This is a genomic window from Streptomyces sp. HD (genome assembly GCF_028369295.1).
Classification (GTDB): Bacteria; Actinomycetota; Actinomycetes; order Streptomycetales; family Streptomycetaceae; genus Streptomyces.
The window spans coordinates 25,202-49,265 of sequence record NZ_JAQMYP010000057.1; the positions used below are offsets into that span (position 1 = coordinate 25,202).

General features: G+C 71.9%; 19 protein-coding genes and 1 other RNA gene. 15 read left to right on the top strand and 5 right to left on the bottom strand.

What is annotated here, in order from left to right:
- Nucleotides 1-58: 58 nt before the first annotated feature.
- Nucleotides 59-3,628 carry an FHA domain-containing protein gene (locus POF73_RS38155; protein ID WP_272123911.1) on the bottom strand — a complete coding sequence of 1,190 codons (3,570 nt, stop codon included), beginning with the start codon at nucleotides 3,626-3,628 and terminating at the stop codon, nucleotides 59-61.
- Between the two features lie 469 nt (nucleotides 3,629-4,097).
- Between POF73_RS38155 and POF73_RS38160 the strand changes: the two genes are divergently transcribed.
- From POF73_RS38160 to POF73_RS38175, 4 genes are all read left to right on the top strand, one after another.
- Nucleotides 4,098-5,801, top strand: coding sequence for a serine/threonine-protein kinase (locus POF73_RS38160; protein WP_272123913.1), 1,704 nt, complete (start codon nucleotides 4,098-4,100; stop codon nucleotides 5,799-5,801).
- 163 nt (nucleotides 5,802-5,964) lie between these two features.
- Nucleotides 5,965-7,206, top strand: coding sequence for a serine/threonine-protein kinase (locus POF73_RS38165; protein ID WP_272123915.1), 1,242 nt, complete (start codon nucleotides 5,965-5,967; stop codon nucleotides 7,204-7,206).
- A 121-nt stretch (nucleotides 7,207-7,327) separates the two neighbouring features.
- Nucleotides 7,328-8,434, top strand: coding sequence for a peptide chain release factor 2 (gene prfB / locus POF73_RS38170; RefSeq protein WP_272123916.1), 1,107 nt, complete (start codon nucleotides 7,328-7,330; stop codon nucleotides 8,432-8,434).
- A 316-nt stretch (nucleotides 8,435-8,750) separates the two neighbouring features.
- Nucleotides 8,751-9,395 carry a hypothetical protein gene (locus POF73_RS38175; RefSeq protein WP_272123917.1) on the top strand — a complete coding sequence of 215 codons (645 nt, stop codon included), beginning with the start codon at nucleotides 8,751-8,753 and terminating at the stop codon, nucleotides 9,393-9,395.
- Nucleotides 9,396-9,502: 107 nt separating this feature from the next.
- On the opposite strand, the gene POF73_RS38180 is transcribed toward POF73_RS38175, so the two are convergent.
- A complete protein-coding gene (locus POF73_RS38180) occupies nucleotides 9,503-9,694 on the bottom strand; it encodes a hypothetical protein (RefSeq protein WP_272123918.1) in 192 nt (63 codons plus the stop codon).
- A gap of 326 nt (nucleotides 9,695-10,020) precedes the next feature.
- Here POF73_RS38180 and ftsE point away from each other — a divergent pair, with 326 nt between their 5' ends.
- The 11 genes from ftsE (at nucleotide 10,021) to POF73_RS38235 (ending at nucleotide 21,364) form a co-directional block, all read left to right on the top strand.
- Nucleotides 10,021-10,710: a cell division ATP-binding protein FtsE gene (gene ftsE / locus POF73_RS38185; protein WP_272123919.1), complete on the top strand. Its 690-nt coding sequence runs from the start codon at nucleotides 10,021-10,023 to the stop codon at nucleotides 10,708-10,710.
- A 38-nt stretch (nucleotides 10,711-10,748) separates the two neighbouring features.
- A complete protein-coding gene (ftsX, locus tag POF73_RS38190) occupies nucleotides 10,749-11,666 on the top strand; it encodes a permease-like cell division protein FtsX (protein ID WP_272123920.1) in 918 nt (305 codons plus the stop codon).
- A 67-nt stretch (nucleotides 11,667-11,733) separates the two neighbouring features.
- Nucleotides 11,734-12,912: a S41 family peptidase gene (locus tag POF73_RS38195; RefSeq protein ID WP_272123921.1), complete on the top strand. Its 1,179-nt coding sequence runs from the start codon at nucleotides 11,734-11,736 to the stop codon at nucleotides 12,910-12,912.
- Between the two features lie 83 nt (nucleotides 12,913-12,995).
- Complete coding sequence (gene smpB, locus POF73_RS38200; RefSeq protein ID WP_272123950.1) at nucleotides 12,996-13,538, top strand: SsrA-binding protein SmpB; 543 nt, start codon at nucleotides 12,996-12,998, stop codon at nucleotides 13,536-13,538.
- 114 nt (nucleotides 13,539-13,652) lie between these two features.
- Nucleotides 13,653-14,021: a transfer-messenger RNA gene (ssrA, locus tag POF73_RS38205) on the top strand.
- A 112-nt stretch (nucleotides 14,022-14,133) separates the two neighbouring features.
- Nucleotides 14,134-15,426, top strand: coding sequence for a contact-dependent growth inhibition system immunity protein (locus POF73_RS38210; RefSeq protein ID WP_272123923.1), 1,293 nt, complete (start codon nucleotides 14,134-14,136; stop codon nucleotides 15,424-15,426).
- Complete coding sequence (locus tag POF73_RS38215; protein ID WP_272123925.1) at nucleotides 15,426-16,433, top strand: DUF4232 domain-containing protein; 1,008 nt, start codon at nucleotides 15,426-15,428, stop codon at nucleotides 16,431-16,433. The genes POF73_RS38210 and POF73_RS38215 overlap by 1 nt, the downstream gene beginning before the upstream one ends.
- 197 nt (nucleotides 16,434-16,630) lie before the next feature.
- On the top strand, nucleotides 16,631-17,155 hold the full coding sequence (locus tag POF73_RS38220) for a PadR family transcriptional regulator (protein WP_272123926.1): 525 nt from the start codon (nucleotides 16,631-16,633) through the stop codon (nucleotides 17,153-17,155).
- Nucleotides 17,152-17,844 (top strand): ABC transporter ATP-binding protein, encoded by a 693-nt coding sequence (locus POF73_RS38225; RefSeq protein ID WP_272123927.1) that lies wholly within the window; start codon nucleotides 17,152-17,154, stop codon nucleotides 17,842-17,844. The genes POF73_RS38220 and POF73_RS38225 overlap by 4 nt, the downstream gene beginning before the upstream one ends.
- The gene (locus POF73_RS38230; protein WP_272123928.1) at nucleotides 17,841-20,192 is read left to right on the top strand and encodes an ABC transporter permease; all 2,352 of its coding nucleotides are present in this window, start codon (nucleotides 17,841-17,843) and stop codon (nucleotides 20,190-20,192) included. Before POF73_RS38225 ends, POF73_RS38230 begins: the two co-directional genes overlap by 4 nt.
- 164 nt (nucleotides 20,193-20,356) lie before the next feature.
- Nucleotides 20,357-21,364: an extracellular catalytic domain type 1 short-chain-length polyhydroxyalkanoate depolymerase gene (locus POF73_RS38235; RefSeq protein ID WP_272123929.1), complete on the top strand. Its 1,008-nt coding sequence runs from the start codon at nucleotides 20,357-20,359 to the stop codon at nucleotides 21,362-21,364.
- Nucleotides 21,365-21,388: 24 nt separating this feature from the next.
- Here the strand turns inward: POF73_RS38235 and POF73_RS38240 are convergent, their stop codons facing one another.
- The 3 genes from POF73_RS38240 to POF73_RS38250 form a co-directional block, all read right to left on the bottom strand.
- The gene (locus POF73_RS38240; protein ID WP_272123930.1) at nucleotides 21,389-21,721 is read right to left on the bottom strand and encodes a hypothetical protein; all 333 of its coding nucleotides are present in this window, start codon (nucleotides 21,719-21,721) and stop codon (nucleotides 21,389-21,391) included.
- 256 nt (nucleotides 21,722-21,977) lie between these two features.
- Entirely contained in the window at nucleotides 21,978-22,823 is an 846-nt protein-coding gene (locus POF73_RS38245) for an SDR family oxidoreductase (protein ID WP_272123931.1), read from the bottom strand.
- Nucleotides 22,824-22,969: 146 nt separating this feature from the next.
- A complete protein-coding gene (locus tag POF73_RS38250; RefSeq protein WP_272123932.1) occupies nucleotides 22,970-23,935 on the bottom strand; it encodes a helix-turn-helix transcriptional regulator in 966 nt (321 codons plus the stop codon).
- Between the last annotated feature and the right edge of the window lie 129 nt (nucleotides 23,936-24,064).

Here is a 24,064-nt window from a genome sequence, read left to right on the forward strand (position 1 = left end):
CATCGGCGCGAACGGAGCCGTCCTCAATCACCGGACGGGCTGAAATCGCAGACCGGCGTCACAGCAGTGACGGCACCTCGGCCGCCGCGACCTCCCGCGCCGCCCGCTCCAACGCGCTGGCCAGCAACGCAAGATCCGTCGGTCCGTTGCCCAGCTCACGGACCGGGCGGCGGGTCGGCGGGTCGCCCATGCGGTGCCACTCCAGCGGCACGACCGTCGGCCGCAGCGTCGCCGTCCGCGGGATACGCCCCGTGACCCGGCCGCCCTGGAACGGCACCGCGCTGCCGTCCGCCCAGGCCAACCGTCCACGCCCAGGCGCCGGTTCGTCCGGCCCCGAGGTCACCGCGTCCAGCGTCACCCGCAACGTCGCCCGGCGCGCCGGCTCCGACTCCGCCGTACGCCCCCCGACACCGGCGGCGGCCACCAGATGCACCCCGAGCCGCTCGCCCTCCCGGGCCACGGCCTCCAGCGCGCGTATCACCGACCCCGCCGCGGGCCGGCCCAGCGACCCCAGCGGAGGCGAGACCAGCGCGTCCAGGTCGTCCACGACCACGACGAGCCGGGGCAACGGCGGCACGGCCGCGGCCTGCCGACGGGCCGCTCCCGGCCGCAGCCGCAGCGTGGAGCTGGACGGCGAGTCGAGATCCCCCGAGCCGTCACCGGATCCGGCGCCGATGCCGGCCCCCGCCCCCGTCGCACGCTGCGCGACCATCCGGCTCGACAGCTCACGGCCGGTGTGCCACTCGGTGAAGTCGGACCGCCCGAGCAGCTCCGCGCGCCGCTTCAGCTCGGCGCTGAGCGACTGGGCGAACTCCCGCATGCGGACGGGGTCGTTGGCGGTGAGATGGGTGGTGACATGCGGGACGTCCGTACAGACCCGCAGCCCGTCGCCGTGGCCGCCGCCCGAGGCCGTGCCGTCCCGGCCGTCGATCAGCACGATGCTCAGCCGGTCCGGCCGCTCGGCCGCGGCGAGCGAGGCGACGACGGCCCGCAGCAACTCCGTACGCCCGCTGCCGGAGGGTCCCTCGATCAGCAGATGCGGTCCGTCGGCGCCGAGGTCCGCGCCGACCGGCCCGCGCGGCCCGGCCCCGAGCACGGCACACGCCCGCCCGCCGAGGGCCCCCGCGTCATCGCCCGCGTCGGCCCACCGCGCCATCAACGACGCCGGGGTGGCCCGCGCCAGCCCCAACTCGTCCAGCAGCCGCGCCGCCTGCGGCAACGGCACCGACACGCGCGCGTGCCGCTCACCACCCGTCCCCTCGGTCCGCAGCGGCGCCAGAGCCCGCGCGAACCGCTCCGCCCAGGCGACCGAGACCGCGTCCACGGCGGCGACGGTGCCGTGGCCCACGGGGCCGTGGACGGGGGCGTTGGCAGGGGCGGGCACCGAGGCGGCGGGGCTGTGGCCGGTTGGGCCGGGTGCCCCCGAGCCGTGGCCCGCCGAGTCGTGATCCGTGGGGCCGCGGCCCACAGCGCCGCCTGTGCGGGCGCCCTCGGACCCGGCCCCGGACTCGGCCCCGACACCGATCCCGCTGCCGGCCCGTGCCACCCGCATCAGCCGCAGCGCCGTGGCCACGTCGCCGCTCAGCAGCGCGACAGCGCCGCACTCCCGGAACACCGGCGACACCGTGCAGGCCGCCTCATAGGTCTCCGTCACCGGCGACGCGGGCGAGGCCGCGGCCGTCTCGGCGAGGCAGACGACATGGATCCCGGCCCGCGGTCCCTCCAGGGCCAGCCGGGCCACCGCCTCGCGCACATCGGCGCCGCCGGGATCGCCGTCCACGACGACCACGCTGTACGGCCCCACGAACCCGTCCGTCGGGTCGTCGTCCCGCGCCCAGGAGGGCCGCCGAACGGCACGCTCGGCAGGGTCCTGCCCGTCCGCGCCCCGCGCCGCCCCGCCCACCGCACCGGCAGACCTGGCGCTCGCGGGCGTCTCCGCCGACACGTCCTCCAGACGGCGCAGCAGCTCCTCGGTGCGGGCCATGGCTTGTTCGCGGTCGTAGGCCAGCAGCAGCCGGCAGTCCTGGCCGTGCCCGGGGCGGATGTGCGGGAGCCAGCCCAGCCAGGCCCACTCGGCGGTGCGCTCCTCCAGGGGGCGGGAGCGGTCCGCGCTGATCAGGACGATCTCCAGGGCGTCGGGCGAGTGCAGCGCCGCGAGCTGGGCGAGCACCGCGCGGGCCAGCCCGGCGAGCCGCTCGCGCGGACCGGCCAGCCCCAGTGCCCCGACCTCGCGCAGACCGGCGGTCACCGGCACCGCGGGCAGCAGCCCCGAGCCGTCGGGCGCCGCCCGGTCCGCCGTGCCCAGCCGCACCGTGAGCGCCTCCGGGTGACCCGGTGCGCGCTCCCACAGCCGGGGTCCGGGACCCAGGGCCGTCAGCAGCAGCGATGCCGGGTCCGGCCAGGCCTCCGGCTGCCGGGGGCCGCTCACCGCGGAGGGGAGCTCGATCGCCTCGCCGCGCTCTTCGTCGTCGTACGTCTCGTGCCGGGGCGTCTCCTGCTCCCCGCGTCCGCCGGCCAGCCGCCGTGCCCACGCGGTGAGCCCGCCGCGCCTGCGCACGCCCTGCGGCACGTCGGTGCCCCGCAGGGGAGTGCCCTTACGGCTGCTGCCGTGGCCGCCGCTCGCCGGGGACTCGCCGAGCCCGCCGTCGCCCGATCCGTGTTCGGCGCCTGCGCCGAGCGGGCCCACTCCGAAGCCCGCGCCGTGCGTGTCGCCGTCGCGCGGTCCCGGATGCGGCCCGTCGGCCCGTCCCTGCCGTTCGATCCGCGGGGCCCCGCCCTGTACCGGCACGATGGGCGGCTCGACAGGGCCGTGTTCCTGCGCGGCCGACCTGCCTCCCGAGGGTGCGCAGGCGGCGCCGCCGTCCGCCACGCGTGCGTGAGGCACCGCACCGCTTGTTCCGGTCGCTCGCGCGGGCGCCGTGGGCCCGTCGCTGCGCGGGGCGGCGCCGCCGTCCACGCCGCGGTCGTCGAGGTCCCCGGCGGGGACCCGCACATGCCCCTCCCCGTCCGGCTCCGTCCGCACTCGCGCCCCCGGACCCCCGGCCGGAGCCAGCCGCAGCGCCGACTCACCGATCCGCAGCAGCGACCCGGGCGCGAACCGCACCGGGCGGGTGGTCACACCGGAGCCGTCCAGCGTCGTGCCGTTGGTGGAGCCGAGGTCGGCGACCGAGACACGGCCGTCGGCGGCGACCGTGACCGCGCAGTGCAGGCGGGAGACGTCCGGGTCGTCCAGCGGGACGTCGGCGTCGGCGGAGCGGCCGATGCGGATCTCGCCGCCGTGCAGCAGATGAACCCCGCCCGCGTCAGGCCCGGCCACCACATGGAGCTGGGTCGGGGCGTCGTCCAGCTCGGGGTGCGGCTCCGGGGCCGGCGGGGCGCCCAGGGCCAGCACCGCACCGTCGGTCAGCGGGGGCTCGCCCAGCGTGCTGCGCCGGTCGTCGAGCCGCTCCGAACCCGCGTACAGCACGACCGGGCCGTCGCCCCCGGACACCGCCGAGGCGAGCGCCGACGCCACCGCCGACAGGGCCGTGCCCGCGGGCGCCGTGACCAGCACGTCGCAGCTCGCGGCGCGGCCCCGCGCCGGGGCAGGCGGGGCCAGCGGATCTACGACGGTCAGCCGGATCTGCATCGGCGTCAGCGGTCCCTTCTGCGAGGGCGCGGAACAGGGCCCGTCTGATGGATCTCCGCGGCGTCGCGACGCCCGGCGCGTGCTCTCGCCGCACCGAACGCCGAGAGCGCGCACCGAACGCCGCTCCCTCTTCCGCGGAGATCCATCAGACGGGCCCTCCACCCCACACGAGCACATCGGCCAGTACTCCACGCATCCTCGCACCTGCCACTGACAGCGCGCCCCCCGCCCGAAGGCAAGTGATCTTGATTGGTCGGCTCTGCCCGCAAAAGTGCATGACAAGTGCACTGCCGGTGATCACTTGAGATCGCTCACGTCCGCTTGCGGCAACCACGAGACAGAGCCGAGCGTCTTTCCTTCGAACATGTACGGGAAGCCGTACGTAAGACGCACAGAATGACGACAGTCGGTGCCGCGAAGCACGGCACTACAGTGGGTCGGAACGTAGGCAAGCAGCAGGGAGCGCGACGTGCGGCCGGTAGGCAGCAAGTACTTCCTTGAGGAGCCGCTCGGGCGCGGCGCCACGGGGACCGTCTGGCGAGCGCGCCAGAGAGAGACGGCGGGTGCCGAGGCGGCAGTGGCCGGGCAGCCCGGCGAGACGGTCGCGATCAAGGTCCTCAAGGAGGAGCTCGCCGGCGATCCCGACATCGTCATGCGGTTCCTGCGCGAGCGCTCCGTACTGCTGCGGCTGACCCACCCGAACATCGTCCGGGTCCGCGACCTGGTGGTCGAGGGCGAGCTGCTCGCCCTGGTGATGGACCTCGTCGAGGGCCCCGACCTGCACCGCTACCTGCGCGAGAACGGTCCCTTCACCCCGGTCGCCGCCGCCCTGCTCACCGCACAGATCGCCGACGCGCTGGCCGCCAGCCACGCCGACGGCGTCGTCCACCGCGACCTGAAGCCCGCCAACGTCCTGCTCCGGCAGCACGGCGGCCAGATGCACCCGCTGCTGACCGACTTCGGCATCGCCCGCCTCGCCGACTCCCCGGGCCTGACCCGCACCCACGAGTTCGTCGGTACGCCCGCGTACATCGCACCCGAGTCCGCCGAGGGCCGCCCGCAGACCTCTGCCGTCGACATCTACGGCGCCGGAATCCTCCTCTACGAGCTGCTCACCGGCCGCCCGCCGTTCGGTGGCGGCTCCGCCCTGGAGGTCCTGCACCAGCACCTGAGCGCCGAGCCGCGCCGCCCGTCCACGGTCCCCGACCCGCTCTGGACGGTCATAGAACGCTGCCTGCGCAAGAACCCCGACGAACGGCCCAGCGCCGAGAACCTCGCGCGCGCCCTGCGCGTCGTCGCCGAGGGCGTCGGCGTGCACGCGAACTCCACGCAGATCGCCGCGGCCGAGGGCGTCGGCGCGCTGCTCGCCCCCGACCCCGCGCCGACGGCCGTGCCCGGCTCGGCCGACCCGACGCAGGTGCTGCCGCACGGCGCGGGCGCCGGGGCGTTCGACCCGAACGGCGCGACCAGCGTCCTGCCGCACACCGGCGCCCCCGGCCCGGCGGGCGCCGCCGACCCCACCGCCGTACTGCCGCACACGGGCGGTCAGGGCGGGCACGGTGCCGCCGACCCGACGGCCGTGATGCCGCCGATGCCGCCCGGACAGCCCGGTCAGCAGCCGGGGCAGCCCGGACCCGAGGACCCGCACCCCTGGCAGAACCAGCTGCGCGCCGCCCGGGACCGCAACGAACAGACCCAGGTCCAGTACCTCGACCCCAACGAGGACCCGCTGCGCCGCCGCCCCCAGCGCCAGGTCGCCCGCCCGCAGCAGCAGCCACGGCCCCAGCAGCAGCGGCCGCCGCAGCGCCAGCAGCCGGGGTACGGCTATCCGCAGCAGCAGCCTCAGCAGTACGCCCCGCCGCAGCCCCAGCGCCCCCAGCAGCCGCAGCGGTACGCCCCGCCTCCGGCACCGGAGCCGCAGCGGCCCCAGCGCGAGCCGCGCCAGCCGCGCCAGCGCAGCGCCAACCCGATGCGGATCCCCGGCCTCGGCTGCCTCAAGGGGTGCCTGTTCACGATCGTCATCCTCTTCGTCGCGGGCTGGCTGGTCTGGGAGCTGAGCCCGTTGCAGGAGTGGATCGGCACGGGCAAGGGCTACTGGGACCAGCTCACCGACTGGTTCAACAGCGTGACCGGGTGGATCGAGGACCTCGGTGGGGGCTCGGGCACCAACTGACCGAAGGTGGCGTGACGTCGGTCACAAGTGGAGCCTTCGGCGGCTCGACTGCGGCCACCTTGGGGATTTGTCGACACCTGGCGGGTGATTTACGCCTCCGCGGTGAAGGTTGGCTCTCCGGACGCGTAGTTTTAGCGACAACACGCGTCAGGTAGGAGCAGTCTTGGCACGCAAGATCGGGAGCCGGTACACCGCCAACCAGATCCTGGGGCGGGGCAGCGCCGGCACGGTGTGGCTGGGCGAGGGGCCCGAGGGGCCCGTCGCCATCAAGCTGCTGCGCGAGGATCTCGCGTCCGACCAGGAGCTCGTCGGACGCTTCGTACAGGAGCGCACGGCGTTGCTGGGCCTGGAGCATCCGAACGTGGTCTCCGTGCGTGACCTGGTGGTCGACGGCAACGACCTCGCGCTGGTGATGGACCTGGTCCGGGGCACGGATCTGCGCACCCGCCTCGACCGCGACCGGCGGCTCGCGCCCGAGGCGGCGGTGGCGATCGTGGCGGACGTCGCGGACGGGCTGGCGGCGGCCCACGCGGCCGGGGTCGTGCACCGCGACGTCAAGCCGGAGAACGTCCTGCTGGACATGCAGGGCCCGCTGGGCCCGGGCGGCGCCCACCCGGCCCTCCTGACGGACTTCGGTGTGGCGAAACTCATCGACTCACCGCGCCGCACCCGCGCCACGAAGATCATCGGTACGCCGGACTACTTGGCACCGGAGATCGTGGAGGGCCTGCCGCCCCGTGCCGCGGTCGACATCTACGCGCTGGCGACCGTCCTGTACGAGCTGCTGGCGGGCTTCACGCCGTTCGGCGGCGGCCACCCGGGTGCGGTCCTGCGCCGCCACGTCACCGAGACGGTGGCCCCCCTGCCCGGCATCCCCGACGAGCTGTGGCAGCTGGTCGTGCAGTGCCTGGCGAAGGCACCGGCCTCGCGGCTGCGGGCCTCGGAGCTGGGCGGCCGGCTGCGGGAGCTGCTCCCGTTGGTGGCGGGGATGCCGCCGCTGGACGTGGACGAGCCGGACGGGGAGCCGGTGGAGGAAGAGGCTCCGGTCACCCAGGAAGCGGCGCCGGCGGGGGAGGGGGCGCGACGGCGCGGCGCGGTGCCGTTGGTGCCGGGGGCCAAGCCGGCCGACTCCAACCGGGACACGCATACGTCGATGAGGGTGCCGGCGCCCGACGAGCTGGCCGGTGGCGCCCGGGGTACGGCACGGGTGCCGAGGGCGACGGGAGCGCCGCGGCCCGGTTCCGCCCGCCATCGGTCCACGACTCGGCGGCGCCGGGTGGCGCTGGGCGCGGCGGCGGTGGCGCTGGTGGCCGCGGCGGGCGTGGGCACCTGGCTGGCGACGTCGGACGACGACGCCGGGGCGACCCCCCAGGACAAGAACAACACCGCCCCGGCGGCCCCGTAACCTCCCGCGGCCCCCGGCGACCCTGCCCGTACCGTCCCCCGGGGGCCCGGCCCCTTCGATCCGGGCCCTCGGGGGGCTGCGTGCGGACCTCCCCGCTTGGCGGAGCCGTTACGCTGGAGGCGTGGCAGTCGTCGATGTATCCGAAGAGCTCAAGTCCCTCTCCTCGACCATGGAGTCGATCGAGGCCGTTCTGGACCTCGACAAGCTGAGGGCAGACATCGCCGCTCTAGAGGAGCAGGCGGCCGCGCCGTCCCTGTGGGACAACCCGGACGAGGCGCAGAAGATCACCAGCAAGCTGAGCCACCTGCAGGCCGAGGTCAGGAAGGCCGAGGCACTGCGCGGGCGGATCGACGATCTCGCCGTGCTCTTCGAGATGGCCGAGGAGGAGGACGACCCGGACACCCGTGCCGAGGCCGAGTCCGAGCTCACCGCCGTCCGCAAGGCACTGGACGAGATGGAGGTCCGGACGCTGCTCAGCGGTGAGTACGACGCCCGTGAGGCGCTCGTCAACATCCGCGCCGAGGCCGGCGGCGTCGACGCCGCGGACTTCGCCGAGAAGCTGCAGCGGATGTACCTGCGCTGGGCGGAGCAGAAGGGCTACAAGACCGAGGTCTACGAGACGTCGTACGCCGAAGAGGCCGGCATCAAGTCGACCACCTTCGCCGTGCAGGCGCCGTACGCCTACGGCACGCTCTCGGTCGAGCAGGGCACCCACCGCCTCGTGCGCATCTCGCCCTTCGACAACCAGGGCCGCCGGCAGACCTCCTTCGCGGGCGTCGAGGTGCTGCCCGTGGTCGAGCAGACCGACCACATCGAGATCGACGAGTCCGAGCTGCGCGTGGACGTCTACCGCTCCTCCGGGCCCGGCGGCCAGGGCGTGAACACCACCGACTCCGCGGTGCGCCTCACCCACATCCCCACCGGCATCGTCGTCTCCTGCCAGAACGAGCGGTCGCAGATCCAGAACAAGGCCACCGCGATGAACGTCCTCCAGGCGAAGCTGCTTGAGCGGCGCCGCCAGGAGGAGCAGGCCAAGATGGACGCCCTCAAGGGCGACGGCGGCAACTCCTGGGGCAACCAGATGCGGTCCTACGTTGTGCACCCGTACCAGATGGTCAAGGACCTGCGCACCGAGTTCGAAGTCGGCAACCCCGAGGCCGTGTTCAACGGTGAGATCGACGGATTCCTGGAAGCCGGAATTCGCTGGCGCAAGCAGCAGGAGAAGTAGCCGGAGAAGCAGCAGCAACCACGTTGCTTTGTCGACAAGGCAACTGCCGTCACCTCGACGGCAGTTGCCTTTTCTGTGCCCGCATGTCTGGGTTTTACATCACACTCACAGAGTCCAACCCATGGCATAGCTCCCGTATTTGGACATGGCGGTCGCAAACGGCCTTGACGTGTCTTTGAAAAATGGGAAGGGTAAAGCGTGGCATGCGTATCTCTGGGGCGCATGTGAACCGGGGGGCTCAAGTTCAGCTGTCCCCGTCGATCACGGCCCCCGAGCGCCGCCTCACTGACGATTAGCTACTGGGGGTAGCAACCACATGACGAAGAAGACGCGGATCCGCATCGCGCGGGTCGCGGCCGGTGCCGTGATCGCGGCTGGTGCCTCGCTGACCGCTGCCGGTGCCGCTTCTGCCGCCGAGGCGGACGACTGCGTGCTCGGCCTGTTCTGCGCGCCCGAGGACCCGACCGACCCGCCGACCGACCCGGTTCCGACGGACCCGGGCATCCCGACCGACATCCCGACGGACCCGGGCATCCCGACCGACCTTCCGACGGACCCGACGGACCCGACCCTGGAGCCGACCGAGCCGTCGGAGCCCACCGACGAGCCGACCGACCCGGGTGACGACAACGGGAACGGCAATGGCAACGGGAACGGGAACGGCAACGGGAACGGGAACGGCAACAACGGCGGCGGTAACAACAACACCGACCCCGACGGTGGCACGTCCCCGCAGGAGGAGGGTTCCTCCGGCCTGAACGACACCGGCACCGAGACCACCGGAACCGGCACCGGCACGGGGACCAGCACCTCCGCCCAGGGCGGCGGCGACGAGCTGGCCGAGACGGGTTCCGGTCAGACCACGTTCCTGCTGATCGGCGCCGCCACCATGATCGCCGGCGGTATCGGCTTCCGTATCCTGCCGCGCCTCGTGGGCGGCCGCGGCGGTGCGGCTGCCTGACGGTAGCCGTTCGTCACGCCGTGTGACGCATGTCGTACGGCCGAGGGGCCCGGAGCGGGTTTCGCTCCGGGCCCCTCGGTATGTCCGTCTACGGTGTGCGCGCCGCTCTACGCCGTCTGGTGCGCCAGCAGCGCCACCGCTGCGATCAGCACCGCCAGCAGGGCGATCAGCGTCATCGGGTTCAGGCCCGCGAACGGGTTCTCCTGCTGCAGCCGCTCGCGGTTCGCCCGGCAGACGGGACAGCGGCCCTCACTCACGGGCGCGGCACAGCTCGCGCACACCAGCCGGTCGTACGTCATGCGCTCGCCCTCCTAGCGGGTTCCCTCCGGGGGTTCAACGGGTTCGGGCCCGAGAACGTTCCCTCTTCTACTGTGCCAGGTTCCTTGGGAAAGGGCCCGGGCGCTTCCGGAGGGGTGGTTGCCATTGTCTCGCGGCTGCGGGTGGGTGGGGGCTGTTCCCGCAGTTCCCCGCGCCCCCAGGAAAAGGGCGCCGGCTCCCTGCTCGTCAAAGAGCGAACCCCGTACATAAGTGCACAAGGGGCGCGCAACCCACCTGGCGACTGCACCCCTGCCCTCGGTTCGCGTATGGTCACGCTCATCTACCCCCGGCGACCCGTGGTGCATCCGTGATCCGATTCGACAATGTCTCCAAGGTCTACCCCAAGCAGACCCGCCCCGCACTCAGGGATGTGTCCCTGGAAGTGGAGAAGGGCGAGTTCGTGTTCCTCGTGGGGTCCTCCGGCTCCGGAAAGTCCACCTTCCTGCGGCTGATCCTCCGCGAGGAGCGGTGCAGCCACGGTCAGGTGCACGTCCTGGGCAAGGACCTCGCACGCCTCTCGAACTGGAAGGTGCCGCAGATGCGCCGCCAGCTGGGGACGGTGTTCCAGGACTTCCGGCTCCTGCCGAACAAGACGGTCGCGGAGAACGTGGCCTTCGCCCAGGAGGTCATCGGCAAGTCGCGCGGCGAGATCCGCAAGTCCGTGCCGCAGGTGCTCGACCTCGTCGGGCTGGGCGGGAAGGACGACCGGATGCCCGGTGAGCTGTCCGGCGGTGAGCAGCAGCGGGTGGCGATCGCGAGGGCCTTCGTCAACCGGCCCAAGCTGCTGATCGCCGACGAGCCCACCGGCAACCTCGACCCGCAGACCTCCGTCGGCATCATGAAGCTGCTCGACCGGATCAACCGGACGGGCACCACCGTGGTGATGGCCACGCACGACCAGAACATCGTGGACCAGATGCGCAAGCGCGTCATCGAGCTGGAGCAGGGCCGCCTCGTCCGCGACCAGGCCCGCGGCGTCTACGGCTACCAGCACTGACCGCCGACACGCTCCACGGAAAGGCATAACCAGACGCCATGCGCGCCCAGTTCGTTCTGTCCGAGATCGGTGTCGGTCTCCGTCGCAATCTGACGATGACGTTCGCCGTCGTCGTCTCCGTCGCCCTGTCGCTCGCCCTGTTCGGCGGGTCGCTCCTGATGAGCGACCAGGTCAGCACCATGAAGGGCTACTGGTACGACAAGGTCAACGTCTCGATCTTCCTCTGCAACAAGAGCGACGCCGAGTCCGACCCCAACTGCGCCAAGGGCGCCGTCACCGAGGACCAGAAGAAGGAGATCACCGCCGACCTGGACAAGATGTCGGTCGTCGACAAGGTGACGTACGAATCGCAGGACGAGGCGTACAAGCATTACAAGGAGCAGTTCGGGGACTCTCCGCTGGCCGCCTCGCTGACGCCGGACCAGATGCAGGAGTCGTACCGGATCAAGCTGAAGGACCCGGAGAAGTACCAGGTCGTCGCCACCGCCTTCGACGGGCGGGACGGCGTGCAGTCCGTGCAGGACCAGAAGGAGACCCTGGACAACCTCTTCGAGCTGCTGAACGGCATGAACTGGGCCGCACGGGCGGTCATGGCGCTCATGCTGGTCGTCGCGCTGATGCTGATCGTCAACACCGTGCGGGTCTCGGCGTTCAGTAGGCGGCGCGAGACCGGCATCATGCGCCTGGTCGGCGCCTCCGGCTTCTACATCCAGGCGCCGTTCATCATGGAGGCCGCGGTCGCCGGGTTGATCGGCGGGGCGGTCGCATGCGCGTTCCTGGTGGTCGCCAGGTACTTCATCATCGATCACGGACTCGCCCTGGCCCAGAAACTCGATCTGATCAACTTCATCGGCTGGGACGCGGTGTTGACGAAGCTGCCGCTCATCCTCGCCACGAGTCTGCTGATGCCCGCGTTGGCGGCGTTCTTCGCGCTGCGCAAGTACCTGAAGGTGTGACCAACGCCAAGGGGGCCGTGCGGGCAACGGACCGTACGGCCCCTTGCGTTGTCCTAGACTCACCGGCATGTCAGGTCGTGACCTGTTCTGTCAGCCCCGCCGCTTCGGCCGCGGGGCCGCCCTGACATTGGTCTTCGCGAGTGTGCTCGTCGCCGGTGCCGCGACCGGCTCCCTGCCCGTCTCCGACCGGAAGTCTCCGGCCGGTGCCACACGTTCGGCCACCTCCGCGGGCGGCCACCAGGACATCGCCGAGGTGGCCGCCGAGGCCATGGCCGCCGGCCAGTCCCCCATGGAGGCCGCCGAACGGGCGGTCAGCCGCAGCGGGGACCGCTGGGGCGCCGTGTACTCCGAGGGCGAGTACGAGGAGTTCGAGGAGGCCCTCGACGGCGCCTACACCGGCGTCGGACTGTGGGCGCGGCGCGAGCGGGACGGCCGTATCGAGGTCACCAAGGTGCGGGCGGGGTCGCCCGCCGCGGTGGCCGGGATCCGCGCCGGCGACCGGCTGCGCAGCGTCGACCACAAGAAGGTCGACGGGCGTCCGGTCACCGACGTCGTCGCCTTACTCCGCGGCGACGCCACGGGCGCCTCCGCCGGTACGGCCGTCACGGTGGGGCTGGAGCGCGGCACGCGCACGTGGGACCTCACTTTGAAGCGGGCCCGTCTGTCCACCGATTCGGTCACCGTTCGAGAACTCGCCGGCGGCATCACCGTCGTCAGGATCTCCTCCTTCACCAAGGGTGTCGGCGCCACGGTCCGCTCCGCCGTACGGCAGGCCCCGGCCGCCACCGGCGTCGTCCTCGACCTGCGCGGCAACTCCGGCGGCCTGGTCACCGAGGCCGTCACCGCCGCCTCCGCCTTCCTCGACGGCGGCCTCGTCGCCACCTACGACGTCGACGGCGACCAGCGTGCCCTGCACGCCGAGCCGGGCGGCGACACCACCAGACCGCTGGTCGCGCTCGTCGACGGCGGCACGATGAGCGCGGCCGAGCTGCTCACCGGTGCCCTTCAGGACCGCGGCCGCGCGGTCGTCGTGGGCACCCGCACCTTTGGCAAGGGCTCGGTCCAGATGCCGAGCCGCCTCCCCGACGGCTCCGTCGCGGAACTGACCGTCGGCCACTACCGCACCCCCTCCGGACGGGCCGTCGACGGCCGGGGCATCACCCCCGACCTGGAGGCCGAGCGGGGTGTCCTGGAGCGGGCCGAGACGGTTCTGAGCGGGCTCGGCAAGTCGTCGGGCGAGTCATAGGGCGAGTCGTCGGGCGGCTCGTAAATCGGCTTTCCGTCCGCCCCCTCCGTAGTGCGAAAATGGACGGCACTATGAGCAAGGGAATGTACGTACCGAAGGAGTCCCAGCCCAAGCAGGGCGGGTCGGCCGCGAAGACCAGGGACGGCGAGAAGGGCGGCAAGCGCAAGATCGTCGCCCAGAACAAGAAGGCCCGGCACGACTACGCGATCATCGACACGTACGAGGCGGGCCTGGTACTCATGGGCACCGAGGTCAAGTCGCTGCGTGAGGGACGGACGTCGCTGGCCGACGGCTTCGTCCAGATCGACCGGGGCGAGGCGTGGCTGCACAACGCCCACATCCCGGAGTACCACCAGGGCAGCTGGACCAACCACTCCGCGCGCCGCAAGCGCAAGCTCCTCCTGCACCGCGAGGAGATCGACAAGCTGGAGGCCAAGTCCCAGGAGACCGGGCACACCATCGTGCCCCTCGCCATCTACTTCAAGGACGGCCGGGCGAAGGCGGAGATCGCTCTCGCGCGAGGCAAGAAGGAGTACGACAAGCGGCAGACCCTGCGGGAGAAGCAGGACCGGCGCGAGTCGGACCGGGCGATCGCGGCGGCGAAGCGGCGGCAGCGCGGCGTCTGACGGGCGGGAATACAGTGGCATCGGCGTGCGTTGGTCACGTACGATGGCACTGCACCTCACAGCGGGTGCGCGCCCTCCAGCGGATCTTTCCGGTGGGGATTGAAAAAACAACATGGGGATGATCGGTTTCGACAGCGGCTGTTCAAGCAGGGGAAGCGTGTCGAGGAAGCGGCAATGATCTCGTAAACCATATGTCGCAAAAAATAATCGCCAACACCAAGCGCGATTCCTTCGCCCTCGCTGCCTAAGTAGCGACTTGCGAAGTGTCAGCCCGGGGCTGTTCCCGACCCGGATCCTGGCATCAGCTAGGGAACTAAACCTTGATCCCGGTCACGGGGTGAAGAGGGAAATCTAACAGTGACTGGGCCCGTCGGCGACTTGTTCGCGTGATCGCCGGGGCCGAGAAAATCACAGCGGACTGCACACGGAGAAGCCCTGTTTCTGCACCGTTGGACGCGGGTTCGATTCCCGCCATCTCCACGATCGGGAGGTTTCCGAACCTCCCAACCCATGTGGGCAAGGGCCCCGCCGCCTTCGGGCAGCGGGGCCTTTGTCATGCCGGAAACGTGAAACACGGGGGATGAGGGTGGGGACGATGACGCAGCCGGATGAGCCGTACTACGTGATGTACGACGACGACTTCGGGCTCAGTGGTCTCGCCGGGAGGTCAGGGGACGCCCCGCCCCTGGCCGGGGGCGATGTGGCGGGGGACGAGCAGGTCGGGGAAGACGCCCGGAGCCTGCTGCTGTCGTCCCTGTCGGAGGACATGATCCGTACGTTGTGGCTGGCCGCCGACGGGGCGCGGTTCGATCCGGCCGCTCGGGGCACGACCGTGCGGTCCTGGCTGGGTGGCTGGTCGGAGGCGTTTCCGGCGCTGCCGCCGAAGCCTCCCAAACAGTTCGTCAAGTACCGGAGCACCATGTTCGTCGGACCGCGTCGGCCCGTGCTGGTGGAGGCGGAGATGCGGGACGCCGTACTCGCCGAGATCGCGGCGGTGGAGGGCGACCTGGTGCGGGCCGTCCCGTTGCCGGAGATCGTCCCGGTGCTGCGGCGGGCCGTCGCCGAGGCGGGCGCGGATCTCGGCTTCCGGCTGCTGCTGCGGATCCTGAAGGCGCACTCCGTGCGGGTCGACAAGGCGCGCTACGAGCGGTTCATCGAGCTCAGCGAGCCCTTCGAGTACTGCTTCTCGGTCGTGTCCGACGGACTGCACGTCGACTGGCCGCCCGTCGACCCGGCCCGCCGCGACAGCGACTGGGACTTCGGGCTCTCGGAGCTCGCCGGGCGGTTCGCGCACTGGTGCGACGGCGCGGCGGACGAGGTCCTCCGTGAGACGGCCGCCGGCGACGACGTCCGGGAGCCGCCGGGCATGGCGGCCGCCGTCCTGCTGGAGGACGTGACGCGGCTGCTGGCCTCGCCCCTGTCCACCGACACGCTCGCCACTCTCTGGCTGGCCGCGAGCGACTGCGGCTACCGGCCCGAGCGTTTCGACCTCGACGTACGGCAGTGGCTGGAGCGGATCGCCGAGGTCTGCCGGGAACGGCTGCGGGAGACCGCGCCCGACTACCGGCCCGGCCCGGCGCCGGTGCGGGCGGACCTCGCGGACGAGGTGCTGCGTGAACTGCGGGACCTGGAGGCAGAGTTCGCGTCCAGGACCATTCAGCCGCACTGGCAGGGCGTGCCGGGTGCCGACGCGGCGCGGGCGCTGGAGCAGGTCGTCGCCCTGGCGGATCCCGATCTCGGTTTCCGGCTGTTCCTGCGGGTGTTGCTCGCGCTGTGGATGCCTCTGACCAAGGAGCAGTACGGCCGCTACCAGGCGCTCGGGGAGCGGCTCGGATATGGCGAGTTCCATGTGTCCCTGGTCGATCAGTTCATCCAGAATGATCTGTGATGCCTGCCAACCTGCGTACCGCTTCCGCCGTTTCCGCTGTTCCGGCCGTCCTCGCCGGTGTTCTGCTGCTCGCCGCCTGCGGTTCCGAGAGCGCCGCGCCGGGCGGTGACGGGCGGGTCCGTGCCGAGGCGTTGTGTCCGTCGGAGTTCGCTCAGAACGGCAGCCGTGCCTCCGGTACACCGACGCCGCTTGCCCTGCCCTCGTCCGACGGGACGACCGGGGGCGACGTGAAGGTCACCGGGCTGTACGCCTGGGGGAGCGGAAGCGGCTGCGGGGCCGATTTCTCGGCCGACTTCGAGGTCACCAACAGCGGGACGGAGAAGGCCGCCTACACCGTCACGCTCGGGTTCTTCTCCGCGTCCGGAACCATCGTCGACCATGTGGAGCGGACCGTCGCCGCGGTCGGGCCGGGGCGGACCGTCAAGGGGACCGCCGGGCTGGGGGCCTCGATGGGGGACGCGTCGGACGTGGCGAACGTCAAGGTGGAGAAGGTGCGCAGCGTGCCCGCCGACGAGGCGTCGTCCGCCTCGGGGCCGTGCCCCGCGTCGGGGTTCCACCTCTACGCGGACGACGGGGACGCCGCCATGGGGCTGCGTGCCGTCGGCCTCCATCTCGTCAACTGCGGCACCCGCCCCTACCGGCTCGACGGCTACCCGAAGCTCGAACCCCTCGACGAGGAGCACGACTCCGTCGACGGAGTGCGGATCCTCCAGGGGACGGACCGGATCAGCACCGGCCTCGGCGGCGCCGGCAGCCCGCAGCCCGTCGTGTTGCAGCCGGGGGAGGCCGCGCAGGCCACGCTGGCGTGGCGGAACACGACGACCTTCGGTGAACCGGTCGACGCACCGTACCTCCGTGTGTGGGCGAAGTCCGGTGCCGGCCCGGTGACGGTGGTGCCGGAGCTCGACCTCGGGACGACGGGGAAGCTCGGTGTCGGGGCTTGGGTGAAGGACGAGTCGGTCCGGGGGGACGCCGGGGCTCCGCCGCGGCCGACGGTCACGCCGTAGGAGTCGACGGGTCCGGGAGCAGGCAAGCAGGTGACGCCCCGCCGGCCCATGACCGTTGCCACGGCGCCGCGTCCGCCTGTTTCCGTACCGTCACGATCGGCATCCCGGCTCTGTCACCCGCGCTGTCGTACATCCCGCCACAACCAGCACGCTCGGTGTATACACACCGCGTATACACGGCGTGTAGAGTGCGGGTCATGTCCATCGGTCACACCCTTCTAGGGCTCCTGGAGGCCGGCCCGCGCCACGGCTACGACCTCAAGCGGGCCTTCGACGAGACGTTCGGTCACGACCGGCCGCTGCACTACGGCCAGGTCTACTCGACGATGTCCCGGCTGCTGAAGAACGGTCTCGTCGAGGTCGACGGGATCGAGGCGGGCGACGGTCCCGAGCGCAAGCGCTACGCGATCACCGAGGCCGGCATCACCGACGTACAGCGGTGGCTGGCGACCCCGCAGAAGCCGGAGGCATACCTCCAGTCGACCCTCTACACCAAGGTTCTCCTCGCCCTGCTCACCCGGCGCGACGCCGCCGAGATCCTCGACATCCAGCGCTCCGAGCATCTGCGCAGCATGCGGATCCTCACCGACCGCAAGCGCAAGGGCGATCTGGCGGATCAGCTGATCTGCGACAACGCCCTGTTCCACCTGGAAGCCGACCTGCGCTGGCTGGAGCTGACCGGCGCCCGACTCGACAAACTCCGTGAGGCTGTGACCCGATGACGACTTCTCCCCCCGGTTCACTGCTCACCGCGCACGACCTGCGCAAGGCGTACGGCCCGACCCATGCGCTGGACGGCGCCGAGTTCTCCATCCATCCGGGCGAGGTCGTCGCCGTCATGGGCCCCTCCGGCTCCGGCAAGTCCACGCTGCTGCACTGCCTCGCGGGGATCGTGCCGCCCGACTCCGGGTCGATCACCTACAACGGGCGTGAACTGACGGAGATGAGCGATGCCCAGCGCAGCGCGCTGCGCCGCTCCGACTTCGGGTTCGTGTTCCAGTTCGGTCAGCTGGTGCCCGAGCTGACCTGTGTGGAGAACGTCGCCCTGCCGCTGCGGTTGAACGGCTCCTCCCGCAAGGACGCCGAGCGGTCCGCGCTCGGCTGGATGGAGCGCCTGGAGGTCGACGACCTCAAGGCCAAGCGTCCCGGCGAGGTCTCCGGCGGCCAGGGCCAGCGCGTCGCCGTGGCCCGCGCGCTGGTCACCGGACCGCGCCTGCTGTTCGCCGACGAACCCACCGGCGCGCTCGACTCCTTCAACGGCGAACGCGTGATGGGACTGCTGACCGAAGCGGCCCGCTCGACCAACGCCGCCGTCGTCCTCGTCACCCACGAGGCACGCGTGGCCGCCTACTCCGACCGCGAGGTCGTCGTCCGCGACGGCAAGTCCCGCGACATGGAGCGCGCCGTATGAGACCCCGCCAGTGGGCCAGGGACCTGGCCGTGGGCGCCCGCTTCGCCGTCACCGGCGGACGCGAGGGCTGGGTCCGGATGACGCTCACCGCCGTCGGCGTCGGCCTCGGCGTGGCACTGCTCCTGCTGTGCACCGCCCTGCCCAACGTGTTCGCCGCCCGCTCCGAGGTGGAGGACGCCCGCTTCGACTACGCGTACTCCGACGAGGCCCCGCCGAAGGCCGACAACACCTTCCTGATCGCCGACACCGACACCACCTGGCACGACGACGACATCCGCGGCCGGCTCGTCGAGCCCGAGGGCAAGCGGGCGCCGCTGCCCCCGGGGGTCGACAGCTTCCCGGGCAAGGGCGAGATGGTGGTGTCCCCCGCGCTGCGGGACCTGCTCGCCTCGGACGGCGCCGAGCTGCTGCGCGAGCGGCTGCCCTACAGGACCATCGGCACGATCGGCGAGAGCGGACTCATCGGCTCCCACGAACTGGCCTACTACGCGGGCGCTTCGGGGCTGAAGGTCACGGACTTCTCCGCGGTGCACCGGCTGACCGAGTACGGCAAGCCGGACGCGACACCCGAGAAGACCGACCCGGTGCTGCTGCTCATGGTCCTGGTCGTGTTCGTGGTGCTGCTGACCCCGGTCGCCGTGTTCATCGCCGCCGCCGTCCGCTTCGGCGGCGAGCGCCGCGACCGTCGGCTGGCCGCGCTGCGCCTGGTCGGCTCGGACAGCCACATGACCCGGCGGATCGCGGCGGGCGAGGCACTCGCCGGAGCCGTGCTCGGCGTGGTCGTCGGCACCGGCTTCTTCCTCCTCGGCCGTCAGACGCTGGGCTCCACCGAGGTGCTGGGCGTGAGCGTCTGGCCCAGCTACCTCGATCCCTCTCCCGCGCTCGCCGCGCTGGTCGCGGTGGCGGTCCCGGTCGCCGCCGTACTCGTCACGCTGCTCGCGATGCGCGGCGTGGTGGTGGAGCCGCTCGGCGTCGTGCGCGCGGCCAGGCAGCGCCGCCGCCGGCTGTGGTGGCGGCTGCTGCCGCCGCTGGCCGGCCTCGCGATGCTCTACCCGATGATCGGCAAGGGCCGGGGGAACGGCGAGTTCAACCAGTACCTCGTCATCGGCGGCGTGCTGTTGCTGCTGATCGGCATCACCGCGCTGCTCCCCTGGGTCGTGGAGGCGGTCGTCGTGCGCCTCGGCAAGGGCGCGCTGTCCTGGCAGCTCGCGGTACGGCGGCTGCAGCTGAGCAGCGGAACCGCCGCACGCATGGTCAACGGCATCGCCGTCGCCGTGGCCGGAGCGATCGCCCTGCAGATGCTGTTCACGGGAACGCAGAGCCAGTACACCAAGGCCACCGGCGAGGACCCCGGCCGGGTCCAGATGCAGATCGAGTTCAGCGATCGCAAGCCGCTGTCCGGGGTCGAGCGTGAATTCACCGGCACCAAGGGGATACGGGCCGCGGTGAACCTGGCCAACCTGCAGTACGGGGACGCGCGTCGCGACCCGGAGAAGAGCAACGGCCTGACCGTGGCCGACTGCACGGCTCTGCGCGAACTCGCCACGCTTCCCTCCTGCGAGGACGGCGACGTGTTCGTCACGCGGACGAGGAGCCACTACGGCTCCCCCAGCAACGCCGACGAGATCGCCCTGGTGAAGCCCGGTCGGCAGCTCTTCATCGACCCGTCGTACGGCGGCGACACCACCGAACGCGGCATCGAGGCACCCTGGACCGTTCCGGCGAACGTGCGGGTCGTGGAGGCGCGCAAGGACTCACTGCAGGACTACAACGGTCTGCTGGTCACCCCCGCCGCCCTGCCCGCCAAGGCCGCGCCCGCGTTGTTCTCGGAGGGGGTCTACCTGCGTCTGGACCCGTCGGTGCCCGACTCGCGGGAATACGCACGCAACACCGTCGCCCGGATCGACCCCCTGGCACACGCCTACAGCTGGTCGGCGACCCAGGAGAACAAGAAGTACACCTCCATCCGCACCGGCCTGTTCGTCGGCTCCGCCTTCGTGCTGGCACTGATCGGCGCGAGTCTGCTGGTCTCCCAGCTGGAGCAGCTGCGCGAGCGCAGGAAGCTGCTCTCCGCGCTGGTCGCCTTCGGCACCCGGCGCCGCACGCTGAGCCTGTCGGTGCTGTGGCAGACGGCCCTCCCGGTCGGACTCGGCCTCGTACTGGCCACCACGGTGGGTGTCACCCTCGGCTCGGTGCTGCTGAAGATGACCCGTACACCGGTGGCCATGGACTGGGCGAGCGTCCTGACCATGACCGGTGTGGGCGCGGCCGTGGTCGGCGTGGTCACGCTGCTCAGCCTGCCGCCGTTGCTGCGGATGATGCGCCCGGAAGGCCTGCGCACGGAATAGGCCCTCGCAACAGCCCCTCGCACACCCCCGAAGTGGGCTCCTCCTGCCAGGAGGAGCCCACTCCTGCGCACCGGCGAGAGCCACTCGTACGACACAGGCGATGCTCCCGTTGTGGGGTCCCGCCCCATATCGCGGGGTCGTTCAGGCTTCTACGGTCCCTCCGCATGACACAGACCAACGCACAGACCAACGCAAGGGCCAGAGCCGCAAGTCGTCGTATCCCCGTCCTGGTGGCCCTCCTCGGCGCCCTGATCGCCGCCTTCCTCACGCCCGGTCGGGCCGCGGCCGCCTCTCTTCAGGAGGTCACCGGGTTCGGGACCAATCCCGGTGCCCTGCGCATGTTCCGGTACGTCCCCGAGGGGCTGCCCGCCGGGCGGCCCGTGGTCGTCGTGCTGCACGGGTGCACGCAGAACGCCTCCGGATACGGCACCGGCAGTGGGTGGACGCAGCTTGCCGATCGCTGGGGCTTCTCCCTGGTGCTGCCGCAGCAGCAGGCCGCCAACAACGGCTCGTCCTGCTTCAACTGGTTCCAGAGCGGGGACATCGCGCGCGGTCAGGGTGAGGCCGCGTCGATCGCGCAGATGGTGGACCGGCAGCTTGCCGACGTCTCGGGGGACGGGGCGCGGGTGTATGTGACCGGGCTGTCCGCCGGGGGCGGGATGGCGGCCGTGATGATGGCGGCGTACCCGGAGAGGTTCGCGGCGGGCGGCGTCGTCGCCGGGCTGTCCTACGGGTGTGCGCAGGCCGCCGGGTCGCCGTATGTGTGCATGTACGTCGGGGCCACGCAGACCCCGGCGCAGTGGGGGGACCGGGTGCGGGCCGCCCGGCCGGGGTACTCCGGGCCCTGGCCCACGCTGGTCGCCTTCCAGGGCACCGCCGACCACACCGTGAAGCCCGTCAACATGACCGACCTGATGAGGCAGTGGACCGATGTGCAGGGGGCCGATCAGGTGGCCGACGTGAGCGACAGCGTTGCCGGGTACCCGCATCAGGTCTTCCGGGACTCGGGCGGGCGTGCGGTCGTGGAGACGTACAGCGTCACCGGGATGGGGCACGGGCAGCCGGTCGATCCGGGGAGCGGGAGTGAGGAGTGCGGGAGTGCCGGGGCGTATCTGCTCGACGTGAACCTGTGCGCGGCGTACCGGATGGGGCGGGCCTGGGGGCTGGGCTGAGGCGGAGGGTGCCGTGGCGGACGGTCACATGACGCCGGGGCAGGTGCGGTCGGCCCGGAGTTGGTTCCAGGTCGCCGTCGCCCGGGTCAAGTGGTCTGCGCAGAGCGCCAGTTGGCGGTGGTGGAAGCTGAGTGGTGTCGCGTCGCGGAGGGTCGTGCACAGGGCCGTCAGGTGGGTGAGGGTCGCGCCGAGCTGGGCGGCGGTCGCGTCCAGCCGGTCCGCCAACTGCTCGGGGTCGGCCGGGGGCGCCTGACGGGCGAGGTGGAGCAGTGTCGCCGTGGCTGTCGCGGCATCCGTGGCCGCGGCTTCCATGGCGGTGGCTTCCAGGGCCGTGAATTCCGTGGGCGCGGCTTCCATGGAGGTCTCCCTGCGTCGTTCGGCCTTGTGTCGTCCGGCCCTGCGCCGGCCTTGTGGGGATGGCCCGCCCCGGACCCGTACGGGGGATTCCGGATCCGGGGCGGTGCCGGGGCCGCGGCGGGCGTCACACGCAGGCGCCGCGGCTGCTCGGGGGGGGCAGGGACTGTTCGGCGGATCATGTCGGCGGCGCGGGCTCCGGCACGCGCGTCAGCGGCCGTTGTCGATGTCGCCCGATCCGCCGGACAGGCCCTGGGCGTCACTTGAAGGCGTGCACGTTGCGCTGTGCCCATCCGGCGAAGGAGCCGGCCGGGCGGCCCAGGACGCGCTCGGTGTCGGAGCTGACGCGCTGCTCGGCGGGGAGCGGTTCGCCGAGGATGTCGAGGGTGCCGTCGATCACCGGCTCGGGCATGAACCGCGCCATGTGCTCGCGGGCCTGCTCACGGGTCAGCTCCACGAAGCCCACCTCCTCGCCGATGGCCTCGGCGAGCGCGGCGGCCTGCTCGCGCGGGGTGACGGCGGCCGGGCCGGTCAGCTCGTACGTCTGCCCGGAGTGGCCCTCGTCGCGCAGGACGACGGCGGCGACCGCGGAGATGTCCGCCGGGTCCACGACGGGCAGCGCCACGTCGGCGAACGGGGCGATCACCGTGCGCTGGGTGCGGACGGTCTCGATCCAGGCGTAGGCGTTGGAGGCGAAGCCGCCCGGGCGCAGGATCGTCCAGTCCAGGCCCGAAGTGCGTACGGCCTCCTCGAACTCCCGCAGCCGGCCGTGCGAAAGGGCGTCCGGGCGGGTGCCGTTGATCTGTGAGGAGAGCAGTACGACGCGCTGTACGCCGGCCTCCTTGGCGGTGGCCAGGACCTCCGTGGCGGGTGCGCCGCCGCCGAGCAGTTCGCCGGCCAGCAGGATGAACAGGGCCTCGGCGCCGTCCAGGGCGGGGCCCAGGGTGGTGGGATCGGCGAGGTCGGCGCGGACATGCCGCGCTCCCTCCGGCAGGTCGTGGGTGAGGGGATTGCGGGACACGGCCGTGACCTTCTCGCCGGCCGCGGCGAGCGCCTCGACGAGCGGGCGGCCGACGTTTCCGGAGGCTCCGGTGACAACGATCATGAGAACTCCCAAAGTCGTGGACAAACAGGTGGAATCAGGGAAGAGCTGGGGCGCTTTCGTGCGATGTCTGCGACGTTAGCATCCTTCGTATAGTAGGTACCTAGAGGAAAGTGACTATGGGGCTGGTAGGGGTTGGTGCGGGGTTGTCAGGAGGCCGTCGCCTCCTCGAACTGCTCGTAGCGAGCGGTGAGGGCGCGGCCGAGGCGGGCCAGGTGGGCGCGTGCCCGGGGTGGGCCCACCACCTCGACGCGGTCCGCCAGACCGGCCAGTTGTGCGGCCAGCACCTCCACGGACGGCCCGGCGGCCTCGATCTCCCGTCTGCCGTCCGGCAGCAGCCGGCCGATGCTCAGCCGCCCGTCGAACAGCCGCTGGAGCAGCGGCAGGGCGTCCTGGTCCGCGTGCGCGGTGACCGTCGCGGCCAGCAGACGGTCCTCCAGCCGGGTGGCCAGCGAGCGCCAGGCGGCGGCCAGGTCGAAGTCGGCGGGACGGCGGACCGGTTCGTCGGTCGGCTCGGCCGAGGTGACACGGCCCAGCCGGAAGGAGCGCAGCCCGTCCGGGGTGCCGGCCACCATGTACCAGTGGCCCGCCTTGAGGACCAGGCCGAGCGGGTCCACGGTGCGTTCGTGCGGTTCGTCGCCGGGACGGGCGTAGCCGAGACGGACCCGTCGGCCGTCCAGCACCGCGCGCTCCAGGGCCGTATGGTGCGGGCCGCCCGCGGCCACGGCGGTGCGGGACCAGTCCAGCTCGTCGACGATCCGGGCCCGGGAGGCCGCCTCGGCGTGCGGGCGCAGCGGTTCCGGCACCGCACGCAGTAACTTCCGCAGCGCCGAGCGCAGTTCGGGGGAGGCGCCCGACGAGCCCGCGGCCAGGAACAGCGCCTGCACCTCCGGCGAGGTGAGCCCGGTCAGGTCCGTGCGTGCGCCGCCGACCAGCCGCCAGCCGCCGCCCCGGCCGCGCTGGGCGTAGACGGGGACGCCGGAGGCGATCAGGGCCTCCAGGTCGCGTCGCGCGGTGCGTTCGGAGATCTCCAGCTCGGCGGCGAGCTCCGCGGCGGTCACCCGGCCGCGCGCCTGGAGGACCAGCAGAGCCGCCACCAACCGGTCAGCTCGCATCAGTGATCAGCCTTTCGAGGAACTTCGAGGAACTTCGAGGAACTTCGAGGAACTTCGAGGAATTCGAGAAAAGTGGAAGAAGGCGAGAGAAAAGAGGCCGGAGGGTGGCCTGTTTGGCCGGAAGACTCG